Origin of the sequence: Bradyrhizobium diazoefficiens (genome assembly GCF_016616885.1) — a bacterium.
Lineage (GTDB): Bacteria > Pseudomonadota > Alphaproteobacteria > Rhizobiales > Xanthobacteraceae > Bradyrhizobium > Bradyrhizobium diazoefficiens_F.
Genome location: NZ_CP067102.1, coordinates 2,781,036 through 2,802,754 on the forward strand (window position 1 = coordinate 2,781,036; position 21,719 = coordinate 2,802,754).

19 protein-coding genes are annotated in these 21,719 nt (G+C 62.6%); 9 read left to right on the forward strand and 10 right to left on the reverse strand.

Features of this window, described 5'->3' with window-relative positions; all coding sequences use genetic code 11:
* Window positions 1–6: 6 nt before the first annotated feature.
* From JJC00_RS12625 to JJC00_RS12645, 5 genes are all read right to left on the reverse strand, one after another.
* On the reverse strand, window positions 7–1,836 hold the full coding sequence (locus tag JJC00_RS12625) for an SLC13 family permease (RefSeq protein WP_200472861.1): 1,830 nt from the start codon (window positions 1,834–1,836) through the stop codon (window positions 7–9).
* Window positions 1,837–1,889: 53 nt separating this feature from the next.
* Window positions 1,890–3,719: an SLC13 family permease gene (locus JJC00_RS12630; protein WP_200472862.1), complete on the reverse strand. Its 1,830-nt coding sequence runs from the start codon at window positions 3,717–3,719 to the stop codon at window positions 1,890–1,892.
* A gap of 54 nt (window positions 3,720–3,773) precedes the next feature.
* A complete protein-coding gene (locus tag JJC00_RS12635) occupies window positions 3,774–5,156 on the reverse strand; it encodes a M20/M25/M40 family metallo-hydrolase (RefSeq protein ID WP_200472863.1) in 1,383 nt (460 codons plus the stop codon).
* A 198-nt stretch (window positions 5,157–5,354) separates the two neighbouring features.
* A complete protein-coding gene (locus JJC00_RS12640; RefSeq protein WP_200472864.1) occupies window positions 5,355–6,920 on the reverse strand; it encodes an AbgT family transporter in 1,566 nt (521 codons plus the stop codon).
* Between the two features lie 218 nt (window positions 6,921–7,138).
* A complete protein-coding gene (locus tag JJC00_RS12645; RefSeq protein ID WP_200472865.1) occupies window positions 7,139–8,815 on the reverse strand; it encodes a DcaP family trimeric outer membrane transporter in 1,677 nt (558 codons plus the stop codon).
* Window positions 8,816–8,827: 12 nt separating this feature from the next.
* Here JJC00_RS12645 and JJC00_RS12650 point away from each other — a divergent pair, with 12 nt between their 5' ends.
* The 3 genes from JJC00_RS12650 to JJC00_RS12660 all read left to right on the forward strand — a co-directional run bounded on the left by JJC00_RS12650 (window position 8,828) and on the right by JJC00_RS12660 (window position 11,456).
* Window positions 8,828–9,151 (forward strand): hypothetical protein, encoded by a 324-nt coding sequence (locus JJC00_RS12650; protein WP_200472866.1) that lies wholly within the window; start codon window positions 8,828–8,830, stop codon window positions 9,149–9,151.
* Between the two features lie 172 nt (window positions 9,152–9,323).
* Window positions 9,324–10,499, forward strand: a complete 1,176-nt coding sequence (locus tag JJC00_RS12655) for an ATP-binding protein (protein ID WP_246774193.1) — start codon at window positions 9,324–9,326, stop codon at window positions 10,497–10,499.
* Between the two features lie 321 nt (window positions 10,500–10,820).
* Complete coding sequence (locus tag JJC00_RS12660) at window positions 10,821–11,456, forward strand: response regulator transcription factor (RefSeq protein ID WP_200472867.1); 636 nt, start codon at window positions 10,821–10,823, stop codon at window positions 11,454–11,456.
* Window positions 11,457–11,636: 180 nt separating this feature from the next.
* Here JJC00_RS12660 and JJC00_RS12665 read toward each other — a convergent pair whose 3' ends face one another.
* Window positions 11,637–11,996, reverse strand: coding sequence for a RidA family protein (locus JJC00_RS12665; RefSeq protein WP_200472868.1), 360 nt, complete (start codon window positions 11,994–11,996; stop codon window positions 11,637–11,639).
* Between the two features lie 107 nt (window positions 11,997–12,103).
* Window positions 12,104–12,862 (reverse strand): SDR family NAD(P)-dependent oxidoreductase, encoded by a 759-nt coding sequence (locus JJC00_RS12670; protein WP_200472869.1) that lies wholly within the window; start codon window positions 12,860–12,862, stop codon window positions 12,104–12,106.
* 164 nt (window positions 12,863–13,026) lie between these two features.
* On the opposite strand from JJC00_RS12670, the gene JJC00_RS12675 reads away from it, so the two are divergent.
* The 6 genes from JJC00_RS12675 to JJC00_RS12700 are packed head-to-tail and all read left to right on the forward strand — an operon-like array spanning window position 13,027 to window position 18,891.
* Window positions 13,027–14,286, forward strand: a complete 1,260-nt coding sequence (locus JJC00_RS12675; RefSeq protein WP_200472870.1) for an extracellular solute-binding protein — start codon at window positions 13,027–13,029, stop codon at window positions 14,284–14,286.
* Window positions 14,287–14,318: 32 nt separating this feature from the next.
* The gene (locus tag JJC00_RS12680) at window positions 14,319–15,230 is read left to right on the forward strand and encodes a carbohydrate ABC transporter permease (RefSeq protein ID WP_433996527.1); all 912 of its coding nucleotides are present in this window, start codon (window positions 14,319–14,321) and stop codon (window positions 15,228–15,230) included.
* The gene (locus tag JJC00_RS12685) at window positions 15,223–16,071 is read left to right on the forward strand and encodes a carbohydrate ABC transporter permease (RefSeq protein ID WP_200472872.1); all 849 of its coding nucleotides are present in this window, start codon (window positions 15,223–15,225) and stop codon (window positions 16,069–16,071) included. The genes JJC00_RS12680 and JJC00_RS12685 overlap by 8 nt, the downstream gene beginning before the upstream one ends.
* A gap of 21 nt (window positions 16,072–16,092) precedes the next feature.
* Window positions 16,093–17,190, forward strand: a complete 1,098-nt coding sequence (locus JJC00_RS12690; RefSeq protein WP_200472873.1) for a Gfo/Idh/MocA family protein — start codon at window positions 16,093–16,095, stop codon at window positions 17,188–17,190.
* Window positions 17,191–17,200: 10 nt separating this feature from the next.
* Entirely contained in the window at window positions 17,201–17,845 is a 645-nt protein-coding gene (locus tag JJC00_RS12695) for a ThuA domain-containing protein (RefSeq protein ID WP_200472874.1), read from the forward strand.
* Window positions 17,842–18,891, forward strand: a complete 1,050-nt coding sequence (locus tag JJC00_RS12700) for a LacI family DNA-binding transcriptional regulator (protein WP_200472875.1) — start codon at window positions 17,842–17,844, stop codon at window positions 18,889–18,891. Before JJC00_RS12695 ends, JJC00_RS12700 begins: the two co-directional genes overlap by 4 nt.
* Window positions 18,892–18,907: 16 nt before the next feature.
* Here the strand turns inward: JJC00_RS12700 and JJC00_RS12705 are convergent, their stop codons facing one another.
* Genes JJC00_RS12705 through JJC00_RS12715 form a run of 3 tightly spaced genes read right to left on the reverse strand, consistent with a single transcriptional unit; the run spans window position 18,908 to window position 21,688 of the window.
* Window positions 18,908–20,140 carry a Zn-dependent hydrolase gene (locus JJC00_RS12705; RefSeq protein WP_200472876.1) on the reverse strand — a complete coding sequence of 411 codons (1,233 nt, stop codon included), beginning with the start codon at window positions 20,138–20,140 and terminating at the stop codon, window positions 18,908–18,910.
* Window positions 20,133–20,918, reverse strand: coding sequence for an ABC transporter ATP-binding protein (locus JJC00_RS12710; RefSeq protein WP_200472877.1), 786 nt, complete (start codon window positions 20,916–20,918; stop codon window positions 20,133–20,135). The genes JJC00_RS12705 and JJC00_RS12710 overlap by 8 nt, the downstream gene beginning before the upstream one ends.
* On the reverse strand, window positions 20,915–21,688 hold the full coding sequence (locus tag JJC00_RS12715; protein WP_148771189.1) for an ABC transporter permease: 774 nt from the start codon (window positions 21,686–21,688) through the stop codon (window positions 20,915–20,917). Before JJC00_RS12715 ends, JJC00_RS12710 begins: the two co-directional genes overlap by 4 nt.
* Window positions 21,689–21,719: the final 31 nt, after the last annotated feature.

Genomic DNA, 21,719 nt, shown 5'->3' on the forward strand with positions numbered 1-21,719 from the left:
CTGCCGTCAAAATCGCAGCAGCCAGGGCACCAGCGCCAAGGCTGCGAACATCACGACGACGGCAAAAGGGACACCGATCTTCAAGAAATCGCCGAAACCGTAATTGCCCGGTCCGACCACCAAGGTGTTCACCGGCGAAGACACCGGCGTCATGAAGGCGGCCGAGGCCGCGATGGCGATAGTCATCGCGAAAGGATAGGGGGAAGCGCCGATATCCTTCGCCACTGCGAGTGCGACGGGTGCCATGAGCACCGCGGTCGCCGTATTCGAGATGAACAGACCAAGGGCGGCCGTGATCACGAAAAGCAGCCCCAACAGGACCCGCGGTGCTGCCTCGCCCGCAGAATGCGTCACGGCGTAGGCTGCGAGATCGACGCCGCCGGTTCGTTGCAGCGCCAGCGAAAAGGGCAGCATGCCGACAATGAGAACCAGGCTCTTCCAATTGATCGAGGCGTAGGCGCTGTTAAAATCAACGCAGCGGAGCAACCCCATCAGCAAGCAGCCGATCAGAACCGCATGCACGTTCGGCACCACACCGCTGACCATCATGCCGACCGTCAATGCCAGGACCGCAAGTGCCTGAGGTGCGAGGTTCGCAGCCGGCAGAACCTCTTTGTGCTCGGTCGGCAGGTTCAGGACGACAAGATCCGAGAATTCGGATCGCAGCTTGTTGATGTCAGACCAGAAGCCGGTCAGCAGAAGGGTGTCACCGACCTTCAACGTCTCATCGAGCAGCCCTTGGCTGACGACCTTGCGACCGTGCCGCAACCCCAGCACCGTCAATCCCATTTCGCTGCGCACCCGCGCCTGCAAGACGCTTGAGCCGATCAGCTTGGACTCCGCCGGGACGATGACCTCGACCATGCCGATTTCCTGCGAACGGTCGGTGAAGTAGCCGCAGTCGCCCAAGGGAAGCTTCTCGAGCATATAGTCGCGCAGCATCCGGTCGGTCTCGGTAGGAAGTGCGATGACGTCGAGCAGCAGGATCTGCCCGGCAGCGAGCTCGGTCCTTGCGTTCGGGCGGATCGCCTCGGACCCGAAGTGGCCGTGACGCTCGATGGCGAGGAGGTTCACGCCGCTATCCCGGAGCGGAAGCCCTTCCAGGCGCTTGCCGACCAGCGGCGAGTCAGGCAGCACGCGCACGCGCAGGGCTCGGTCGGTGAGGTCGTATTGCGTTACCCAATCAAGCAGGTTCGGCTGACGGCACTCGCCGTCTACGCGCTTGGCCGAGACGGGCAGAAACCGCCGTGCGAACAGCATATAAGCAATGCCAAGCGCGAGGAACGCGAGCCCAAAGGGCGTGAAGCTGAAAAAGCCGAAACCGACCTCGCCCTGGCGGATCAGTTCGGCGTTGACCACCAGATTTGGCGCCGTCGCGACGAGGGTGAGCATGCCGCTGATCAGGGCCGCAAAGCTCAGGGGCATCATCAACTGGCTCGGCGCGGCGCCCGTGTTCTGACAGATGCGCAGTACGACCGGGATGAATATGGCGACCACGGCGGTCGAACTCATGAATGCGCCGAGCCCACTGACCGCAAGCATCAGCAGCACCAGCATGCGCGTCTCGCTGCTGCCGGCGGTCGCATTCAGCCAATCGCCGAGGCGACGCGCCACGCCGGTGCGCACCAGCCCCTCTCCGATCACGAATAGACCTGCGATCAGCACGATGCTGGGATCACTGAACCCCGCCAGTGCCTCGTTGATGGTAATCACTCCGGTGAATGGCATGATCACGATCATCAGCAGCGCAACCGCATCCATGCGTGGGCGATTGGCCATGAACATCACGATCGCGGCCGCCAGCAGCAGAAGAACCAAAGCGAGATTGGTGTTCATGCGGAATACCCGATCGGTTGAGACGCAAGCGGCTCATCTTGTGTGCAAGCTGCTCATCCTTCGAACGGCCAGAAGATGGGCACGAGAAACGTGCCTACCAGGAAGAACCAGAGCAGCAACGGTAGGCCCATCCTCCAGAAATCACCGAATCGATAGCCGCCGGGGCCCTGCACCATGAGGCTCGCCGAGGCGGCGATAGGCGTGAGGAAGGAAGCGGCTGCAGCCACCGCCACAGTCACCAACGCGGTGCGCGGCGAGACGCCGACGGCTTCCGCGGAGGCGATCGCTATCGGAATGACGATAAGCGTCGTCGCTGTGCTGCTGATCAGCTGACCGATCAGCGCTGTGAGCAAAAACAGCCCGGCCAGCAGCGCGTACGGGCTCGCATTGCCGACAATGGCGACGAGTGTATCGGCGATGAGATAGGCCGCACCCGTCTTGTACATGGCGGTCGAGAGCGGGATCAGCGACGCCACCATGATCAGAACATTCCAGTTGACCGCCCGATAAGCCCGTTCGATCTTGAGTACGCCCAACAGGATCACCGTGCAGGCCGCCGCCAACCCGGCGACGACTCTTGGCACGGCGCCCGTCGCCAGCAGCGTCACCATGACCGCGAGAATGACAATGGCGCGTAAGGAGCCGGCGCCCAAGGGCCTGGCCTGACGGCGGATCATGTCAGGGGCGGCAACGACGAGCACGTTTGGATCGCGTCCGTACTCCTCCAGCGCTTCCCAACGGCCTTGCAGCAACAGCGTGTCGCCCGCCGCAAGAACGGTTTCTCCGGGTCCGAGATTCTCGCCGCCGCGTTGAACGCCCAGGATGATCAGATCGCCACTTTCGGTGACCATGCCGGGGAAGACCGTCTCACCGATCAAACGAGAGCGGGGCGGCAGCACGACCTCGGAGAAGCCATGGCTATCATTGAACAGCGCCTCCCGCATCCTGCCGGCCGTCTCTCGGCAAGGCATCAGGCCATGCTGCTCGGCGAAGGCATCCATTGCCGCCTGTTCACCGCGCATGATGAGTCGATCGCCCTCGACGAGAGAATGTTGCCACGAGATGCTGTTCTGGCGGCGCGGGCGAACAGCGATAAAGCTGAGCTCCGGATGATTCTCGCGCTCCAGCCGCGATTCCAGCACGGCCTGCAAGGTGCCGAGATAGGGCGATGCGGCGGTGATCTCAAACTGGTACACCCGATCAAACAGCTTGTATTGCTCGGTCAGCATGCGCGAATGGTGGCTCAGATCCTCCGGCATTTCCCGACTGGTGCGCACCGGCAGCAGCCTATGGCCAAAAAGAACGACAATGGCCACGGTACCAGCCAGAAGCGGCACTCCGATCACCGTCATCTCGAAAAAGCCGAAGGGTGCGAGACCGACATCGCTCGCCGCGTCGGAGAGCAGCACGTTCACAAGGCTTCCTGTCAGCACCAGCATCGAGCCCGAATAGGATGCGAAGGCGAGAGGCATCATGAGCTGCGCAGGCGGACGCCTGAGCCGGACGGAGACGATCACCAGCACGGGCAGCAGGGCAGCCACTGCACCACCCGAGCCGATCAGCGCCGTGAGAGAGGCCACGAGCAGCATCGACAGCACCAGCAGGCGCGTCCGGCTCTCGCCCGCGTAGCGAATTAGCACCTGGCCTGCCCAGGTGGTGACGCCGGACGAATCCAGGCTGGCACTCACCACGAAGAGCGAAGCGATGAAGAGTATCGTGGTGTCGCCGAAACCTGCCAACGTCTCGGAGAGTTCCAGAATACCGGTCGCGTAAAGCACGAGCGCCGCGCTTAGCGCCACGACTGCGACCGGCACCCGGTTCGAGACGAAGAGCAGGACCATCACGCCGATGATGGCGAAGGTAATGAGTATATGCGGCGTCATCGCACCTCGCGAGGGCGGTCCGGCCTGGAGCCAGCGCTGCTTGCCCGTGCCGCTCTACCGCGACAACGCTTCCAGAATCCGCGCCCAGGAGCGGATCCCCTTATGAAAGCTCTTGAGATCGTATTTCTCGTTCGGGCTGTGGATGCGGTCATCCTCGAGGCCAAAGCCCGCGAGCACCACGTCCATGCCCAGCGACTGTTTGAGCTGATGGGTCACGGGAATGGAGCCGCCACCGCCGATGAAGACCGCGGGCTTGCCCCATTCGGCCGTCAGTGCGTCGCGCACCTTGCCGAAGGCGGGAGCCTCGATCGGGAAGCGGATCGCCTGACCCGCGCCATGCTCTAGGAATTCCACGCGGCAATCGGCCGGGACGCGCGCATGTACATGCTCCCGGAAGGCCTTGCGGATGGCATGGGGATCCTGATCGAAAACCAGGCGGAAAGACACCTTTGCCGAGGCCGTGGCGGGAATCACCGTCTTGAACCCAGCCCCCTGATAGCCGCCGCCCATGCCGTTGATTTCGCAGGTCGGGCGCGACCAGACCATCTCGAGCGCGCCGCGGCCCTTCTCGCCGGCGGGAACAGAAAGCCCGATGGCACCGAGGAAGGACTTTGCGCTGAAGTTCAAGCTGTCCCATTGCAGGCGCAACGCCTCGGGAAGTTCCGGTACGCCGTCATAGAAACCGCGCAGCGTGACGCGTCCGTTCTCGTCGTGCAGGTCAGAGAGGATGCGGGCGAGGATGCGGTTCGGATTGGCTGCGGCCGAACCATAGAAGCCTGAATGCAGATCGCGGTCGGCGGCATGTATGATGACTTCCTCGCCGCAGAGACCACGCAACATGGTCTGGATCGCCGGCGTCTCGGGGTCCCACATGTTGGTGTCGCAGATCAGGCCGATATCTGCGCGCAGCTCCGCGGCGTGCGCATCGAGAAAGCCCGGCAGGTTCACGCCACCGGATTCCTCTTCCCCCTCCAGCAAAATCGAAATCGGAATTGGCAGTTTGCCGGTGACCGCCTTCCAGGCGCGGCAGGCCTCGACAAAGGTCATAAGTTGGCCTTTGTCGTCGGCGGCGCCGCGACCAGTAATGATCTTCGCGCCATCGGGCATCGTTTGGATGGACGGGTCAAAGGGGGCGCGACCCCAGAGTTCGAGGGGATCGACTGGCTGCACATCGTAATGGCCGTAGAACAGAGCCGAGGGGCCGGGCACGCTGCGGTCATGCGCCACGACCATCGGGTGCCCCGGTGTCGGGCGCACAGTGGCATCGAAGCCGATGCCTTTCAGGTCCGCGACATGCCATTCGGCATTGGCGATACATTCGGCATTGTAGGCCGGTTCGGTCGAGATCGACTTGATGCGCAGGATCGCGAACAGACGCTCGAGCGCCGCATCGAGGTTGGCGTCTATGTTGGACAAGACATCGTCGAGCTTGGTCATGGAGCCCACCGGAGGATCTTCTGAGCCGTTGGTCGTTACGAGCGGGCGCGATCGGGTCAACGCTCCTTACCCGCCTTTTTCGTTCACCGCTTTTGGCGAGGCCCAGCGGACCATTATCTAACGTTGAATTTCCTTGGTGAACAATCAGGCTATTTACCCTGACATCTCGGGGTTTTTCCGGGTGAGGTGCGTTGCACCTCACAATCCCCAGGGCAGGCCGAGCAGGTACCAGACAACGAACAGCACGGTCCAGATGATGGCCATCCAGAGTGTGTACGGCAGCATCAGGGCCACAACCGTCCCGACGCCGGCTTTCTTGTCGTAGATCTGAGCAAACCCGACCACCATGGCGAAATAGGCGTTGAGCGGGGTGATCGCGTTGATCGGCGAGTCGCCGACACGGTACGCGGCCAGGACGGCTGCGGGATCGACGTTGAGCTGCACGAACACCGGCACGAAGACCGGCGCGAAGATGGCCCATTTGGCGATTGCCGGCGTGAACACGAAGTCCAGAATCATGACGACAACGATAAAGCCAATCAGCAGCCACAGCGTGCCGATATTCGCGCCTTTCAGCACATCGGCCATCGTCAGGGCCATCAGCGTCGGAATATTGCTGTAGTTGAAGTAGTCGACGAACTGGCTGATGACGACGAACAGGAGGATGGTGCCGCTGAGTGAGGCAACCGCCGTGGTCATGGCCGCGATAATGGCTGCGGAGCTGTTCACCGTTTTTGCGCCGATGCCATATGCGATCCCGGTTGCAAGGAACAGCACCATGATGACCCCGATCAGGCCGTTCATGAATGGTGAGTTACCGATCAGGACGCCCGTCGTCGGATTGCGCAGGGGCGCGCCGGACGGAACGGTCAACAGAAGGAACAGGGTCACTACCCCAAGCAGTGCGAAGCCGCTGTACCTCAGCCCGCGGGACTCGTCGACGGAAAGCTGGCCGCCGTTCCCTCCCGGCTGGGTGTTGGCGGTTTTCTCGGCCTGGTACGCGCCCAGCCGGGGCTCGATGATCCGGTTGTTGATGAGGGCAATAACGACGGTCAGGACAAGCACGGACGCGATCGAGAACGAGACGTTGGCGGTCAGATCCAGCGAGGTGGTGGGATTGACCATGTGAATTGCATCGTTGGTGATTTCCGTCAGAACGGCATCAAGCGGCTTGATAATCATGTTCACGGTGAACGCACCGGCGACTGCGGCAAACCCCACAGCCAGCCCAGCGAGAGGATGCCGGCCAACACTCAGGAAGGCCGCGCCCGCCAACGGGATCAACACGACATAGCCGGCGTCGGCGGCGATGCTGGACAAAATGCCGACGAACGCGACGATGTAAACGAGTGCCCAGCTCGGAGAGACGGCCACGAGTTTTCTGATCAACGCGTTCACCAGGCCGGCTTCCTCAGCGACGCCGACACCCATCATGGCGACGATCAGCAGCCCAACCGCAGTGAAACCCATCAGGTTCGGCACGAGCCGGGTATAGATATGACGAATGCCGTCCGCCGTCAGCAGGCTATTGGCGGCAGTGGTCGCGGTCTCGAGCTTGTGGGTATCGGGATTGATGGCCTGGTAGGTGACGCTGGCCCCCAACATGTAGAGCAGGTGAGAGAGCACCAACACGATGGCGATGAGGATCAGAAAGATCACGACCGGGTGCGGGACGCTGTTTCCAACATGCTCGACGGTGTCGAGAACTCTTTGCATCATCGTCTTCGATGGTGCCGTGTTGGTGACATCACTGCGCGCGCTCATGTCGGAAATCCTCCCGCTCCATGCACGGGGCCCGCTCGGGAGAGGATTGCCCGCCCTTCGGGTCTGTTCACGCGCTGTCTTGCGAACAATCAATAGGGCGCATCAAAATCCGGCTGAATACCGAATGCGCCTAGATTGTTCCAGGGCAATTACCGATCCGAACGAATGTCTGTGTCAGCGGGCCTTCCATATCTGGCTTCGAAGCAACAAGGCTGCCTTTAGAACCGCACGGTAGCGGAGCCGAGGATGCGGTTGGCCGTACCGGAGCCGGTGCTGATCGGGGCTGTTGCTGTGGTCCCGCCATACACGTCCCGATGCGAGTAGACATATTCAAGGCCGACATCGAGCCATCCCGTCCCGACGGTGTTGCCACGAAGCTCCGCGAATGGGCTCCAGATCAAATTGACGATCCCCTGCTGCATGGTGCTGTTCAGCGACGTGGCCGCGGCGGACCCCGGCACGAAGAATTGGGCATAGGATGGATATTGCTGCCATGCGTAGGAATAGACGAAATTGCTACGCAATTGCGGTGTCCAGAAGCGGCGGTAACCCACGCTTGCGCCATATGTCGGCAGGGCGTCGAGGCTGGGATCCACAACGCCGGGCAAGCCGATGTTCGACAGCGCATCCTGGCCGGAGGTATTGGCGCCGAAATAGCGCCCGATGCCTTGGCCGTAATAGGCCATGCCAACCAGCTCGTCCGGTCCGAATGCCGGTGACAGCCATCGCATCGGGAAGCGACCACTGCCGGCGACGCCCCAACCGGCGGTATTGCGCTCGACCGCCGGCAGCGGCGCCGCCGTGCCGGCCGTACGGATGGTGAGATCGCGCAGCAGGCCACGCAGATCGAGGCCCAAGCCATCGTTCCGGTATTCCAGCCGGCCGAGCAAATCGGGCGCAGAGGCAAATGAGGGACTCAGTCCCCCAAAGCCAGCCGGAGTGCTGATCTGTGTGAATACGCCTGCCGCGGACGTGTACTGTGTATCCGGCATCTCGATCGAAACGTGCCCGGTCAATCCCGGAGCCAATGTCGCGGTCGCCCGAACCTGCGGCTGGCGCACAAACGACTGGTTGAGATTGGTCGAGAAGTTCACGGTTTCATAGACGCCTTCATTCCACAGGCTGTTCGCCCAGCCGACCAGTACGCGAAACTGTTCGGTGCCGAGCTCGCCCCAGGCCTGACGGAGCCGAAAGACCGCATTGGGGGAAGCCGCCGTGCCCCCGCCGAAGTCTCCTTCCACGCGGGTTTCCAGAGTCCCCCAGGCGATCGCCGTGCGCGTATCCATGCCGATGCGGCTAAACCGGGCGGACAATCCGGTATCACCTCCCTGGATGTCGGCGGGGCTTCCGGAAAGTGGAATGGCTTGCACAGTCGGCGCATCGGACTGATTGCGGCCATTGAAGTCGTGGTACCCGTGGACGTTGGCGAAACCGTAGAACCGCACCTCGGACTGCGAGCCAGGGATACGCAAGGATAGACCCGGGAGATCCGAACGCAACGCGTCCTGGCCTTCTCCGTCGTACTGACTTCCCATTGCTTCGGGCGGACGCAGGCCCGGAATGGCCGCCGCTGCGGCTTGTGGCAGGACCGCGGCAGTTGATGCAATCGGAATCGCAGGCGGCTTTTGCCCGGTGGTGGGTGCGACGACGTCGCGACGTGCGGTGGTGGCCTGAGACTTCGAACGCTTATCGCGCGTTTCGAGTTCATCGACGCGATGGCGCAGCGCGCTGATCAGCTTGTCACCTTCTGTTGCGCGGGCTTGCAGCGCATCAAGACGGCGCATCAACTCTTCCATGGAAGGCTTCTGCTCCTGACTGGCGGGTGTCTGCGCCAAAGCCGGACTGGCGAATATTGCGATTGATGCGATGCCGCAAAGCGCTCGGAACGTCGGCATTCAAGCCTCCCGTTGGCACGTTCAGGTACATCGAACTTTGCGCTCGATTCCATCGATCGCAAGGCGGCTCCGTCAGCGGATCGAAATTTCGGTGAGGTGTGCCATTTCGGTTGTAAAGTATCGCAATTGCACGGCGCTCGGTCGGTTCAAATCCCGGAGCGCAGCGCGCTTGCAGCCGCCGCGCCTTCGAACCTCGAGCGGTCGACGATTGATCGCCAGGGCGCAGCAGCATTCACGGCGACCTTTAATCGTTATTGTCGCGTCTTGAGGGCCGCTGCCACATTTGCGTGGCACGAACTGCATATTCAAATGCCGGAATTCATGCCAGTCATGTGAGGTTTTGCTTTTTGGAGAATACAACCTGCTGGCTAGGGGGTAAAATCGAGCGTATAATCCGATCTCTTCCCTAGGGGATTCCTGTGGTCCGGTGATCGATGCCGGACGATCGGAGAGGGGAGTTTTCGAGATTGATCGTTGAGATCGATATCGAGAATGACCCGGAAAGTTGGTGCGTACCGTGAAGCCAGACAGTTCTCCTGCTCGCGAGCCGACGCGTCCCTTTATCGACGATCGCCTGATTAGCCCGGATGCAGTTGGCGATCGCTCCTATTGGACACACTCCGAAGAGCTTCTTTTTGCGGTCCGTCCCTCGCGTGGCGGGCGCTTCGTGTACGAAGCAATCAATCAGGCTTTCGAGGCTCTGCTTGGAATGTTGCAGCACGAGGTCCGGGAGCTGGACGTCTTCGACTGTCTTGCCAGGGAAGACGCCGAAGCTCTCTGTGAAATCCTCCAAGCCTGTCTTGCCGAAGGAACCGAAGCCAAGATCCAGCACAGCCTGATGCTCGGCGGCTTGCGGCGCGATGTCGAGACAACCGTCGTTCCGATCCTCCATCCGATGACCGCCAATGCGGCCCGATTGATTGGCGGCCATCGGTTACTGCACAAGGAAGGTCTCGACAGTGGAACTGATGAGGATTCTTACCTTCACGGGGACGTTAGCCTGATGTCGATCCAGGAGGACATCCACCAGCGGATTGCGTCGGAACTTCATGATTCGACATGCCAGGAGTTGGTTGCCGCGAGTCTTGGCCTGATGCGTGTTCGCACCTGCCTCGATAACCCGCGCGGCGTCGCGCGGCTTTGCGATGATATCGACGCGTCGATCGACGCGGCACTCAGGGAAATTCGCTCCCTGACCTATCTGCTCCATCCCCAGGACCTGTCGAACCAGGGACTGAAGGCGACGATCGAGCAGTATGCCCTGGGTTTTGGTGCACGTACGTCGTTGCGGGTGAGCACCAGGATTCCCGCCGTCGTCGATCAGCTGCCTTACGCGAGCCAGCGTTCGGTGCTGCGGGTTATTCAGGAAGCGCTCACGAACATATTCCGCCACGCGAAGGCGACGGAGGCCAAAATCGTCGTCGAGGCGATCGAGGGGCGCTTCCATCTGACGATTAACGACAACGGACGCGGCTTTCCGGTCAGTCGGGCAATGCGTGGCAGCGGTGCGATATCGCCCGGTGTCGGCATTCCCGCCATGAGAGCGAGGCTTAAGCAGCTTGGGGGCACGTTCGAGATCCGGTCCGATCCTGAAACGCTGCATGCCGGCACGACGTTGTGCGCGGTGTTTCCGCATGGCCTTGTGATCAAGAGGCGAAATCGGCGCAGGTCTCTGCAATCATGAATATCAGCGTGTGCACGGGACGACGGACATCGGGGTCCCAACGGCAGGCAATCTTTGTCCGCCGGTTCCCGGAGTTCCCTCCATGAAACGAACTCTGATCGACGACGAGCCGTGAAGCGGTCCGATCAGGCCTGCGCGCGGAATTCCCGCAGGACCCTGATTGGCGAGTCGTCGCGGAGAGGCGCTGATCTCTGGTACATCCGCCCGGGGATATCAGGGTTTTGCAGGATAACCCATTGAAGGATAATCGGTAGATTGGCAAAGTTGATTACTGGAAATCTCCATTGATTGCCCGATAGGCCCGCATACGGGAACGACGCCGTGAAACGCATCGTGATTGCGGATGATCATGAAGTCGTACGTTCCGGGCTCCGGGCGATCGTTGAGACCCGCTCAGATTGGATCGTCAGCGGAGAGGCGACCAACGGCGAGCAGGCTGTGGCCGCGGCGAGCGAGACGCGTCCAGACGTCGTGATCGCCGACTATTCGATGCCGCTGATGAACGGACTTGAGGTCAGCCGCCGCCTCAAGTCGATGCGCCTGCGCACCGAAGTGTTGATCCTGACGATGCACGAGAATGAGGAATTGCTGACGGAGGCCATTCTGGCTGGCGTTCGCGGCTTCCTGTTCAAATCGGACGCCAGTAAACACCTGATCTTCGCGATCGAGGCATTGCTCGACGGCAGACCTTACTTCACCGGCGTCCTGTTGGAGAAGCTGCTCCACGAATACCAGGCCGGCAAGGACAGTACGTCCGACATGCTGCTCACCGCACGAGAGCAGGGTGTCGTCCAGCTTATTGCAGAGGGGCACACCAACAAATCGATCGGCGTCATCCTGAAGCTGAGCGTAAAGACGGTCGAGACCCACCGCGCGTCAGCGATGCGCAAGCTCAGAATGTCATCGACGGCCGAACTGGTCCGCTACGCCATCCGCAGGAAGCTGGTTAGTCCTTGATGGAGCTTTCAACCGTGAAACCGGCAGCAGTGCCGCCAACGATTTCGCGACCAATGCAGATTCGCTCCAGTGCATTCGGGCATTTTCGTCGACGGTTTCTTCGATGCGCCTCAGGTGGCCGCTCCCTCGCGACTCACTCAACGGTGCGCTGATCGTTCGCCTCGGATCAGCTGCGCGCCTTCAGCTCGAAGGTCGACGAGCCGCAATTGCGGTCATCTCGAGCTTGACGCCGGGACCGAGGTCGGCCACTCCGATGACCGCGCGCGCCGGTAGGGAGGCCTCTGCGAAGCATGCTTTCCAGGCCGTATTGAATGCGGCTTTCTCGCTGAGCTTCGTAACGAAGATCGTCACTTGCAGGACATGGGACCGATCAGACCCCAAGGTTTCCAACAAACGCGACAACTGGCCAAGGACATCATTTGCCTGGCCAGCCATATCAAGGCTCGTGTCCTCAGGGACGATCCCGCCGATGTAGAGCACGCCGTTATGCTCGACCACCTCGTGGAGCAATCCCTCATACGGCAGGACGCGCTTGATCATTGTGCCACCTTTGACGTTGCAGGGACGACGAGACGTTTGTCGGAATAGCGGCCGAATCCGCTGACAAGTCAACACGCCGCATCATCAACGCGTCCATACTCAAAGCATCACACCCAGCCACCATCGACGACGTAGTGCTGAGCAGTGCAGGCGGAGGCCTCGTCAGAGGCGAGGAAGACGGTGAATTTCGCGACCTCGTCCGGCACCAGCCTGCGCTTCAGGCACTGTCGCTGCTGAAGTTCGAGCTCGCCCGCCGGCGTCATCCATTTCTCGAGCTGGCGCTCGGTCATGATCCAGCCCGGCGCGATCGCATTCACGCGGACATTGTAGGGACCGTAGTCGCGCGCCAGCGAGCGCGTCAGGCCGATCACGCCCGATTTGCTGGCGGTGTAAGCGGCCATGCCGCCTTGTCCGGCGATCCACGACACCGAGCCGAAATTGATGATGGCCCCGGCATTCGCGGCCTTCATGTCCGGCAGCACGGCTTGCGACGCAAAGAACTGGTGCTTCAGATTCACCGCGATGCGGTCGTCCCAATATTCCGGCGTCATCTCCTCGGTCTTGTGCCGCTCGTCATGCGCGGCGTTGTTGATGAGGATATTGATCGCGCCGTGCGCCTTGCGTGCCTCCTCCACGGCGGTGCGCAGCGCGGGGATGTCGGTCAGGTCGACGTGCTGGAAATGCGCAGCCAGTCCCTGATCGGATAGCTCGCGCGCCAGGCGTTGGCCTTCGTCGACCTTGATGTCGAAGAACACGACTTTGGATTTCTGCTCCGCGAACCGCCGCACGATCGCGGCGCCAATGCCCGCTGCGCCTCCGGTGACGAGAACGACCTTGCCGGCGAGGTCGGGATAGATGGCAGCCATGGGCACCTCTCAGTTTGTTGCGGGCGGCGCGACTGCCGGCCCGATTCTTTTCCTGACCTTAGCCATTCCTTTCGTGAGGTGCATAGGTCAGAATTTGTGTTGCGTACCTCAAAAATCAAAGGCAGGATCGCAGCCAAAGAACAAGAGCCGGTTGGGAGGATGTGATGAGACTGCTTACGAAGCTGGGACTCGCCGCTGTCGCATGCCTGCTTGGCGCCAACGTCGCCGCAGCCGACACCACAGTGAAATGGCTCCACATCGAGGTCAATCCAGCCCAAGTCAAGATCTGGGAGGAGGTCGCGCGCAGCTATGAGGCGTCGCATCCGGGCGTCAAGGTCGAGATGCAGTTCCTCGAGAACGAGGCCTACAAGGCCAAGCTGCCGACCATCCTGCAATCCAAGGACCGGCCAAACATCATCTACAGCTGGGCCGGCGGCGTCCTGAAGGCGCAGATCGAGGCCGGTGTTCTCGACGACATCACCGACCAGGTGAAGGGCTACAGCGACAGCATTACGCCGGCGGCACTCGCTGCCTTCACCAGCAATGGCCATGTCTACGGCCTTCCCATCGCGTTGTCGCAGGTCGGCTTCGTCTGCAACAAGGAACTGATGGCGAAGGCGAAGGTCGATCCGGCCGCCATCAAGACCTGGGACGATCTGCTCGCCGCGGTGAAGACACTGAAGGCGGCCGGGGTCACGCCGATCGTGGTCGGCGGCGCCGACAAATGGCCGCTGCATTTCTACTGGACGCATCTCGCGGTGCGCGTCGGCGGCAAGGCGGCCTTCGAAGCCGCGCTGCGTGGCGAGAATGGCGGCTTTGCCGGCGAGACCTTCCAAAGATCAGGCGAGCTGTTCAAGCAGCTCGTCGACCTGCAGCCATTCCAGAACGGCTTCCTCGGCTTCAAGAACCCGCAGGCCGTCGGCTATTTCGGCGACGGCAAGGCGGCGATGACGCTGGCGATCTCCAGCATCTATAATCTGCAGCGCGCGCTCGCCGCCGACAAGGTCGGGTTGAGCGAGGACAAGATCTGCTGGTTCGATTTCCCGGTGGTACCAGGCGGCAAGGGCGCGCCGACGGACACGCTCGGCGGCATCACCGGCTGGCTGATCACGAAAGACTCGCCGAAGGAGGCAGTCGATTTCCTGAAGTACTTCATCTCGAAGGACGTGCAGACGCGGCTTGCGGCCGGCAACTATATCATCCCCGTCGTGCAGGGTGCGGACGCCGGCCTCAATAACGCCTTCATGAAGCTGATCGCGGCCAATCTGACGAAGTCGAATTACCACCAGAACTTCTATGACCAGAGCCTTGGCCCTTCGGTCGGTCGCGTCGTCAACGACGTCAGCGCGGAGATCGCCGGCGGCAGCATGAGCCCGCAGGACGCAGCGAAAGCGATCGAAGCGGCGCGGAAGCAGGGCAACTGACGGTGGCGCGACGGATCGTGATCGCGTCGCCGATGGGCGTTGCCGGCAAGGCGGTGCCGCAGACCGCGGTCCGCGGCCCGAGTTGGGACGGCCGCTTCACCGTCCTGATCCTGTTCCTGCCGCCGGCGCTGCTGCTGTTCACATTATTCGTGGTGCTTCCGATCGGCGAGGCGGCCTGGTATTCCGGCTTCAACTGGAACGGCTTTGGCAGGCCGACCAATTGGATCGGCTTCGACAATTACCGCTTCGTGCTGGAAACGCGCGCGTTCTGGCTCGCGCTACGCAACAACGGGCTGATCATCGCGGTCTCGCTCGCGATCCAGCTGCCGCTCGCGCTCACGCTGGCGCTGATGCTCGCCGAACGATTTCGCGGGGCGGTCGCGCTGCGCATGCTGTTCTTCATGCCCTACATCCTGGCCGAGATCGCGACCGGGTTGATCTTCAGCTTCGTCTATGACGGCGACTACGGCCTGGTCGCCTCGATCTGGCGCACCTTCGGCGCCGAGCCGCCACATCTGCTGGCCTCGACCGACACGGCGATGCTGGCGGTGCTGATCGTGATCGTCTGGAAGTATTTCGGCTTCCACATGATGCTGTTCATCGCGGCGCTCCAGAGCCTCGACAAGAGCCTGATCGAGGCGGCGCGGATCGACGGCGCAACGCGCTCGCAAGCCCTGCGCCATGTCGTCATCCCCTTGCTCTATCCGACGATCCGGCTCTCCGTGTTCTTCGCCATCATTGGCTCTCTGCAGCTGTTTGACCTCGTCATGCCCCTGACGCGCGGGGGGCCTGCGGACTCCTCCAACACCATGGTGAGCTTCCTCTACAACAATGGCATTTCGCGCATGCGGGTCGGCTATGGCAGCGCCATCGGCGTCATCCTGTTCGTGATCTGCGTGACCTTTGCCTTCACCTACAAGCGATGGTTCATGCGCGATGAGTAACGCCGAGATCGCCCGCACGCCGTTCGATCCCGCTGTGCTGTTCAAGGCGGCGTTCCTCGCCGTCGTTGCCGTCTTCGTGCTGGTGCCGCTGCTCGCGACCCTGCTCGGCGGCTTCAAATCGCTCGGCGAACTGCGCGTCAATCCGTTCGGCCTGCCGCGTCACTGGGAATGGCAGAACTATGCCGACATCCTGTTCTCCGGGCGTTACTGGCAGCTCCTGCGCAACTCGCTGATCATCTCGACGCTCACGGTGATATTGACCCTGATCACGGCCTCGATGGCCGCATTCACCTTCGCCCATGTCAAGTTCTACGGCTCATCAATGCTGCTGAGCTACCTGACGCTCGGCCTGCTGTTTCCGGCGGCGACCGCCGTGCTGCCGTTGTTCATCAAGGTGCGCGATCTCGGACTGCTCGATACTTATTTCGGCGTTGCGCTGCCGCAGGTGGCCTTCAGCCTCGCCATGAGCGTGCTGCTGCTGCGGCGCTTCTTTAGGGATATTCCCCATGAACTGCTTGAAGCTGCGCTGGTCGATGGCTGCAGCTATGTCAAATTCTTCCGCTACGTGACGCTGCCGTTGTCGCGGCCGATCCTGGCGACCGTCGGCACCATCACCTTCGTCAACAGCTGGAACGCCTATCTTTTGCCGCTGGTGATGCTCAACACCGATGCGCTCTATCCATGGCCGCTCGGCATCATGATTTACCAGGGTGAGTATTCGTCCGAGTGGCATCTGATCCTGGCCTTCATCACGCTCACCATCCTGCCGACGATCATTCTGTTCCTGCTGGCACAGAAGCACATCGTCGCCGGCCTCACTGCAGGCGCGGTCAAGGGATGAACGGTATTCACGGAGACCACAATGAGAAAAGTCGGCGTCGGAATCATCGGCTGCGGCAATATCAGCACCGCCTATCTGAAAGCGGCCCGGCGCTTTCCAGTCATGGAGATCAAGGCGCTCGCCGACATGCGCAGCGATGTCGCGGAGCGCCAGGGGGCCGCCTTCGGGCTGCCGGCGATGCGGGTCGATCAGCTGCTCAAACGCGACGACGTCGAGATCGTCATCAATCTCACCGTGCCGCTCGCTCACACCGACGTCAGCCTCGCGGTGCTGAACGCCGGCAAGCACGTTCACTCCGAGAAGCCGCTCGGCATCAATGTCGCAGAAGCCCGCAAGGTGATGGATCTCGCCGCGCAGAACGGCCTTCGCGTCGGCTGCGCGCCCGACACGTTCCTCGGCGGTGGGCACCAGACGGCACGCAAGCTGATCGACGACGGCGCGATCGGCACGCCGGTGGCCGGCAGCGCCTTCTTCGGCTGCCCCGGCCACGAGCGCTGGCATCCGGCACCGGGATTCTATTACTTGCGCGGCGGCGGGCCGATGCTCGACATGGGCCCTTATTACATCACCGATCTCGTGCAGCTGCTTGGCCCGGTGGCGAGCGTGATGGGCTCGACCGCGCGCCCGAAATCCGAGCGTCTGGTCACCAGCCAGCCGATGAACGGCACCCTGATCCCGGTCGAGGTCTCGACCCATGTCGCGGGCACGCTCGAATTCGAGAGCGGGGCGGTCGTCTCGATCGCGATGAGCTTCGATGTGCCGAAGCACCGGCACGCGCCGATCGAGATCTATGGCGACAGGGGCAGCATGCTGGTGCCGGATCCGAACCGCTTCGGCGGCGAGGTGCAGGTCGCGAAGACCGGCGGTGAATGGGAGACGGTGCCGTTGACACACGGTCACGTTGAAGGCGAGTTCCGTTCCATCGGCGTCGCCGACATGGCCTCCGCGATCCTGAACAACCGGCCGCATCGTGCCAGCGGCGCGCTTGCCTTCCATGTGCTGGAGGTGATGGAGGCGTTCCGGACCTCCGCCGACGAAGGGCGGCGCGTCAAGATCGAGAACCGCGTCGAGCGGCCGGCGATGCTGCCGGCCGGACGTGAAACCGGACAGATCGACTGAGGGAATGACCATGCGCAAGGCATTGATTGTATGGGGCGGCTGGCCGGGACACGATCCCGATCTCTGTGCCTCGATGATTCGTGGCTGGCTGAAGGCGGAAGGCTTTGAGGTCCGGATCGAAACGACGACAGAGGCGTTCGGCGATCCGGCGATCCATGATCTTTCGTTGATCATCCCGATCTACACCATGTCGAAAATCGAGAAGGCGGACGCGCTCAATCTCTGCGCGGCGGTGCGCGGCGGCGTCGGGCTTGCCGGCCATCATGGCGGCATGTGCGATGCGTTTCGCGAGTCCGTCGACTACCAGTTCTTGTGCGGCGGGCAATGGGTCGCGCATCCCGGCAACATCATCGACTACAAGGTCGACTTGACGAAGCCGGATGATCCCATCATGAAGGGTCTGAAGAGTTTCGAGCACCGTTCCGAGCAGTATTACATGCATGTCGATCCCGCCAACGAGGTGTTGGCGACGACGACCTTTACCGGCGAGCATGCATCCTGGATCGACGGCGTGGTGATGCCGGTGGTCTGGAAGAAGCGATACGGCGCGGGCAGGGTGTTCTATTCCTCGCTCGGCCATCGCGCCTACGAGCTCGACGTACCGGAGATCCGCACGTTGATGACCCGCGGCATGCTGTGGGCGGCGCGCGAATGACAGCAGGCGCGACGCAGCCGGCGGTTCGTGCCACGCTGGAGGACGTGGCGCGTGCGGCGGGCGTTTCGCTCGCCACTGTCGATCGCGTCGTCAACCGGCGCGAGGGCGTGCGTGCCAAGACTATCGCGCGTGTCGAGGCTGCGGTCGCCAAGCTCGGCTACCGCGCTGACGTGGCGGCCGCACGGCTCGCACGCGGGCAGAGTTTTCGCTTCGCCTTCGTGTTGCCGTCCGGCAGCAACAGCTTCATGACCAACCTGACCGAACAGGTCCAGCGCACCGCGGACTGGCTCGCCGGCCAGCGCGGCTTCATCGATATCCTTCATGTCGACGTGTTCGATCCGGATGTACTGGCCGGTGCGCTGGAAAACCTGTCGCCGGCCTATCAGGGTGTCGCCATCATCGCACTCGACCATCCCAGGGTGCGGGCCGCGATCGACGAGCTCACCGCGCGCGGGGTCGCCGTGGTGACCCTTGTATCGGACGCGCCGAGCTCGCGCCGCCTGCATTATGTCGGTATCGACAACCCGGCCGCGGGGCGGACTGCATCGACGCTGATGGGGCGTTTCCTTGCCGGGCGCGAGGGAACGGTCGCCGTGATCGCGGGATCGTTGTCGCTGCGCGATCATACCGAGCGGCAGTTCGGCTTCCACCAGATCCTGTCCAGCGAGTATCCGAACCTGCGCGCGCTACCGGTCATCGAAGGCCGCGACGACAGCGCGCGCACCCGGGAGCTCACCGCCGCGCTGCTCGCGCGCCATGCCGATCTCCGCGGCATATATTGCTGCGGCGCCGGAAACCGCGGCATCGCCGATGCGCTCGAGGCCGCCGGCCGCGCGCGCGAAGTGGTCTGGATCACCCATGAGCTGACGCAGTACACGCGGCGTTTCCTGGTCCGCGGCACGCTCGATGCCATCATTAACCAGGATCCCGGCCACGAGGCGCGGTCTGCGGCGCGCGTCCTGCTCGCGCATTGTTCGGGCGAGCCGATCAGCCCCGACCAGGAGCGCATCCGCATCGACATTTTTCTGCGGGACAATCTGCCGTGATGTCGGCGGCGTCGTTCTAGTCTGCCAAAATCCGCAGGCAGGCGTCGACGAACACCTGCGCGCCGGTGACGATGTCGGCATCGGCAGTGTTCTCGGTCCAGTGGTGGCTGATGCCGCCGATCGAGGGCACGAACAGCATGCCTGCGGGCATGATGGTCGCGAGCATCTGCGCATCATGGCCGGCGCCGCTCGGCATGCGCAGCGATCGTCCGCCGGCCAGCGCCTTGCTCGCGGCTTCGATCGCATCCTGGAAGCGGGAATCCATCATCGCGGGCGCGCCCACGCGGATCCGCTCCACGGTCACGGTGCAGGGGCCTTCGACGTTGGCCTCGTCCGTCATCGTTCGCAGCAGCTCCTCCAGCCGCGCGATCACGGAAGGATCGTCGTCGCGGATCTGAAACAGCATCTCGGCGCCGCCGGGAATGATGCTCGGTGCGCCCGGATCGAGTGTGATGCGGCCGGTGGTCCAGACCGTGCGCGGCCCGCACACAGTGGGGAAGCGCGCGTCGATTGCCACGCAGAACTTGGCAAGCGCCAGGCCGGCATCCTTGCGCACGGCCATCCGCGTGGTGCCGGCGTGGTTCTGCTCACCCGCGAAATTGATGCGGTACTGCCAGATGCCGACGATGGAGGTCACGACGCCGATCGCGAGCTTGCCGCTCTCGAGCGTGTCGCCCTGCTCGATATGCGCCTCGAGATAGCCGACGTGCCGTCCGGACTCGGCGGCAATACGCGGACGCCCGGCGAGCCCCATGTCGGCCAGCGCGTCGCGCATGGCGCTGCCATTGGTGCGGTCGCGCGCGGCGTCGATCTCCGCCTCGGTCACCTGTCCGACATAGGAGCGCGAGCCGAGGAAGCTGCCGAAATGACCTTCCTCGTCACACCACGCGGCGACTTCGACGGCGCCTTTCACGGAAGGGTCGGCATTGAGAACGCGCGCGGCCTCGAGCGCATAGACGACGCCGAGCGGACCATCGAGCCAGCCGGCGTAGTTCTGGCTTTCCAAATGGGAGCCCGCGAGCAGTTTTGGCCCGGGCTTGGCGCTCGTGCCGAGAATGTTGCCGATGCCGTCGATCGCACCCGCAAGGCCGGCCTCTGGGAGTTTCCGCACCAACCAGTCCAGCGATTGCCGGTGCGGCTCGGAGAAGGTCGGCTTGTGCACGCCGGTCTTGTAGGCGCCTAGGGCACGCAGCGCATTGAGATCGGCGAGAACACGCGCGCCATTGGCGCGCGGCTTGGTATCAGGCATGTTCGGCAACCTTCAGCGCCTCGGTGCGGATCTCCTCGACCAGCCGCTCTTTCAGCTGGACGAATTCCGCCGTGGTCTTGATCTTGTAGGAGCGCGGATGCGGCAGGTCCACATTGATCTCGGCCTTGATCCGGCCGGGACGCGCGCTCATCACGATGACGCGGCTGCCGAGGAAGATTGCCTCTTCGATGTCGTGGGTCACGAACAGCACCGTCTTCTGGTCGCGCTCCCAGATGCCCAGCAGCATCTCCTGCATCAAGGCGCGGATCTGGTTATCGAGCGCGCCGAAGGGCTCGTCGAGCAGCAGGATCTTTGGATCATTGGCGAGCGCGCGTGCGATTGCCGTGCGCTGCTGCATGCCGCCCGAGAGCTGCTTCGGCCAATGGTTCTCGAAGCCGGACAGTCCGACTTGGCGGATGAAGGCGTCGGCGATCTTGTTGCGTTCTGTCTCGGGCACGCCGCGCTCGCGCAGGCCGAAGGCGATGTTCTCGCGCACGGTGAGCCAAGGAAACAGCGTGTAGGACTGGAACACCATGCCGCGATCGGCGCCAGGGCCGGTCACCTCACGCCCGTCGAGCGTGACGCGTCCGCTGGTCGGACGGTCGAGGCCGGCGACGATTCGCAGCAACGTCGACTTGCCGCAGCCGGAGGGCCCAAGGATGGTGACGAAGTCGTTGTTGCCGATGATGAGGTCGGTGGGCTCCAGTGCTCTTGTAGGAGCGTTGCCGTGGCGCGCGGGGAAGGTTCGCGAAACCTGCTCGATTCTGAGCGTGGTCATGCGAGCCTCCACGGAAACAGCCAGGCGTTGAACGCCTTGAACATGAAGTCCGAGAGCAGGCCGATCAGCCCGATCACGATGATGCCGAAGATGATCTGACCGGTATTGAGCAGCGCCTGGCTGTCGGTGATCATGTGGCCGATGCCGGAGGACGAGCCGATCAGCTCGGCGACGATGACATAGGTCCAGGCCCAACCCAGCACCAGCCGCAGGATCTCCGCGATCTCCGGCGCGGAGGAGGGCAGCAGCACGCGACGGATGATGCCGCGGTCGCTGGCCCCTAACGTATAGGCGGCTTCCACCAGATCGCGCCGCGTCGCGCCGACGGTTACGGCGACCATCAGGATGACCTGGAACACCGAGCCGATGAAGATGACCAGCAGCTTCTGCAACTCGCCGATGCCGGCCCACAGGATCAGGAGCGGAATGAAAGCCGAGGCGGGCAAGTAGCGCGCAAAGGAGACGAACGGCTCGAGGAAGGCCTCGACCGGCTTGTAGGCGCCCATCAGCACACCAAGCGGCACCGCGATGATTGCGGCCAGCGCAAAACCGCCGACCACGCGCCAGATCGTCATGCCGATGTCAAACAGGAAGCCCTGCTTGGCCAAGAGGTCATAGCCCTCCTGCACCATGGTCAACGGATTGGCGAGGAAGGTTTTCGACACATGGCCGCCGAAGGTCGCCCACGACCAGAGGGCGACGAACAGCACGAAGAACGCGAGGCCATAGGCCACGCGCTGCTTCGATGTCACGGAATCCAGGGGACGCATCAATGGTCTATCCGAATGGTCGTCTTGGGCT

Excerpts from the sequence above, each read along its gene's own strand:
- JJC00_RS12625 (WP_200472861.1), bottom strand. The coding sequence starts at position 1,836 with ATGAACACCAATCTCGCTTTGGTTCTTCTGCTGCTGGCGGCCGCGATC.
- JJC00_RS12630 (WP_200472862.1), bottom strand. The coding sequence starts at position 3,719 with ATGACGCCGCATATACTCATTACCTTCGCCATCATCGGCGTGATGGTC.
- JJC00_RS12635 (WP_200472863.1), bottom strand. The coding sequence starts at position 5,156 with ATGACCAAGCTCGACGATGTCTTGTCCAACATAGACGCCAACCTCGAT.
- JJC00_RS12640 (WP_200472864.1), bottom strand. The coding sequence starts at position 6,920 with ATGAGCGCGCGCAGTGATGTCACCAACACGGCACCATCGAAGACGATG.
- JJC00_RS12645 (WP_200472865.1), bottom strand. The coding sequence starts at position 8,815 with ATGCCGACGTTCCGAGCGCTTTGCGGCATCGCATCAATCGCAATATTC.
- JJC00_RS12665 (WP_200472868.1), bottom strand. The coding sequence starts at position 11,996 with ATGATCAAGCGCGTCCTGCCGTATGAGGGATTGCTCCACGAGGTGGTC.
- JJC00_RS12670 (WP_200472869.1), bottom strand. The coding sequence starts at position 12,862 with ATGGCTGCCATCTATCCCGACCTCGCCGGCAAGGTCGTTCTCGTCACC.
- JJC00_RS12675 (WP_200472870.1), top strand. The coding sequence starts at position 13,027 with ATGAGACTGCTTACGAAGCTGGGACTCGCCGCTGTCGCATGCCTGCTT.
- JJC00_RS12680 (WP_433996527.1), top strand. The coding sequence starts at position 14,319 with ATGGGCGTTGCCGGCAAGGCGGTGCCGCAGACCGCGGTCCGCGGCCCG.
- JJC00_RS12685 (WP_200472872.1), top strand. The coding sequence starts at position 15,223 with ATGAGTAACGCCGAGATCGCCCGCACGCCGTTCGATCCCGCTGTGCTG.
- JJC00_RS12690 (WP_200472873.1), top strand. The coding sequence starts at position 16,093 with ATGAGAAAAGTCGGCGTCGGAATCATCGGCTGCGGCAATATCAGCACC.
- JJC00_RS12695 (WP_200472874.1), top strand. The coding sequence starts at position 17,201 with ATGCGCAAGGCATTGATTGTATGGGGCGGCTGGCCGGGACACGATCCC.
- JJC00_RS12700 (WP_200472875.1), top strand. The coding sequence starts at position 17,842 with ATGACAGCAGGCGCGACGCAGCCGGCGGTTCGTGCCACGCTGGAGGAC.
- JJC00_RS12705 (WP_200472876.1), bottom strand. The coding sequence starts at position 20,140 with ATGCCTGATACCAAGCCGCGCGCCAATGGCGCGCGTGTTCTCGCCGAT.
- JJC00_RS12710 (WP_200472877.1), bottom strand. The coding sequence starts at position 20,918 with ATGACCACGCTCAGAATCGAGCAGGTTTCGCGAACCTTCCCCGCGCGC.
- JJC00_RS12715 (WP_148771189.1), bottom strand. The coding sequence starts at position 21,688 with ATGCGTCCCCTGGATTCCGTGACATCGAAGCAGCGCGTGGCCTATGGC.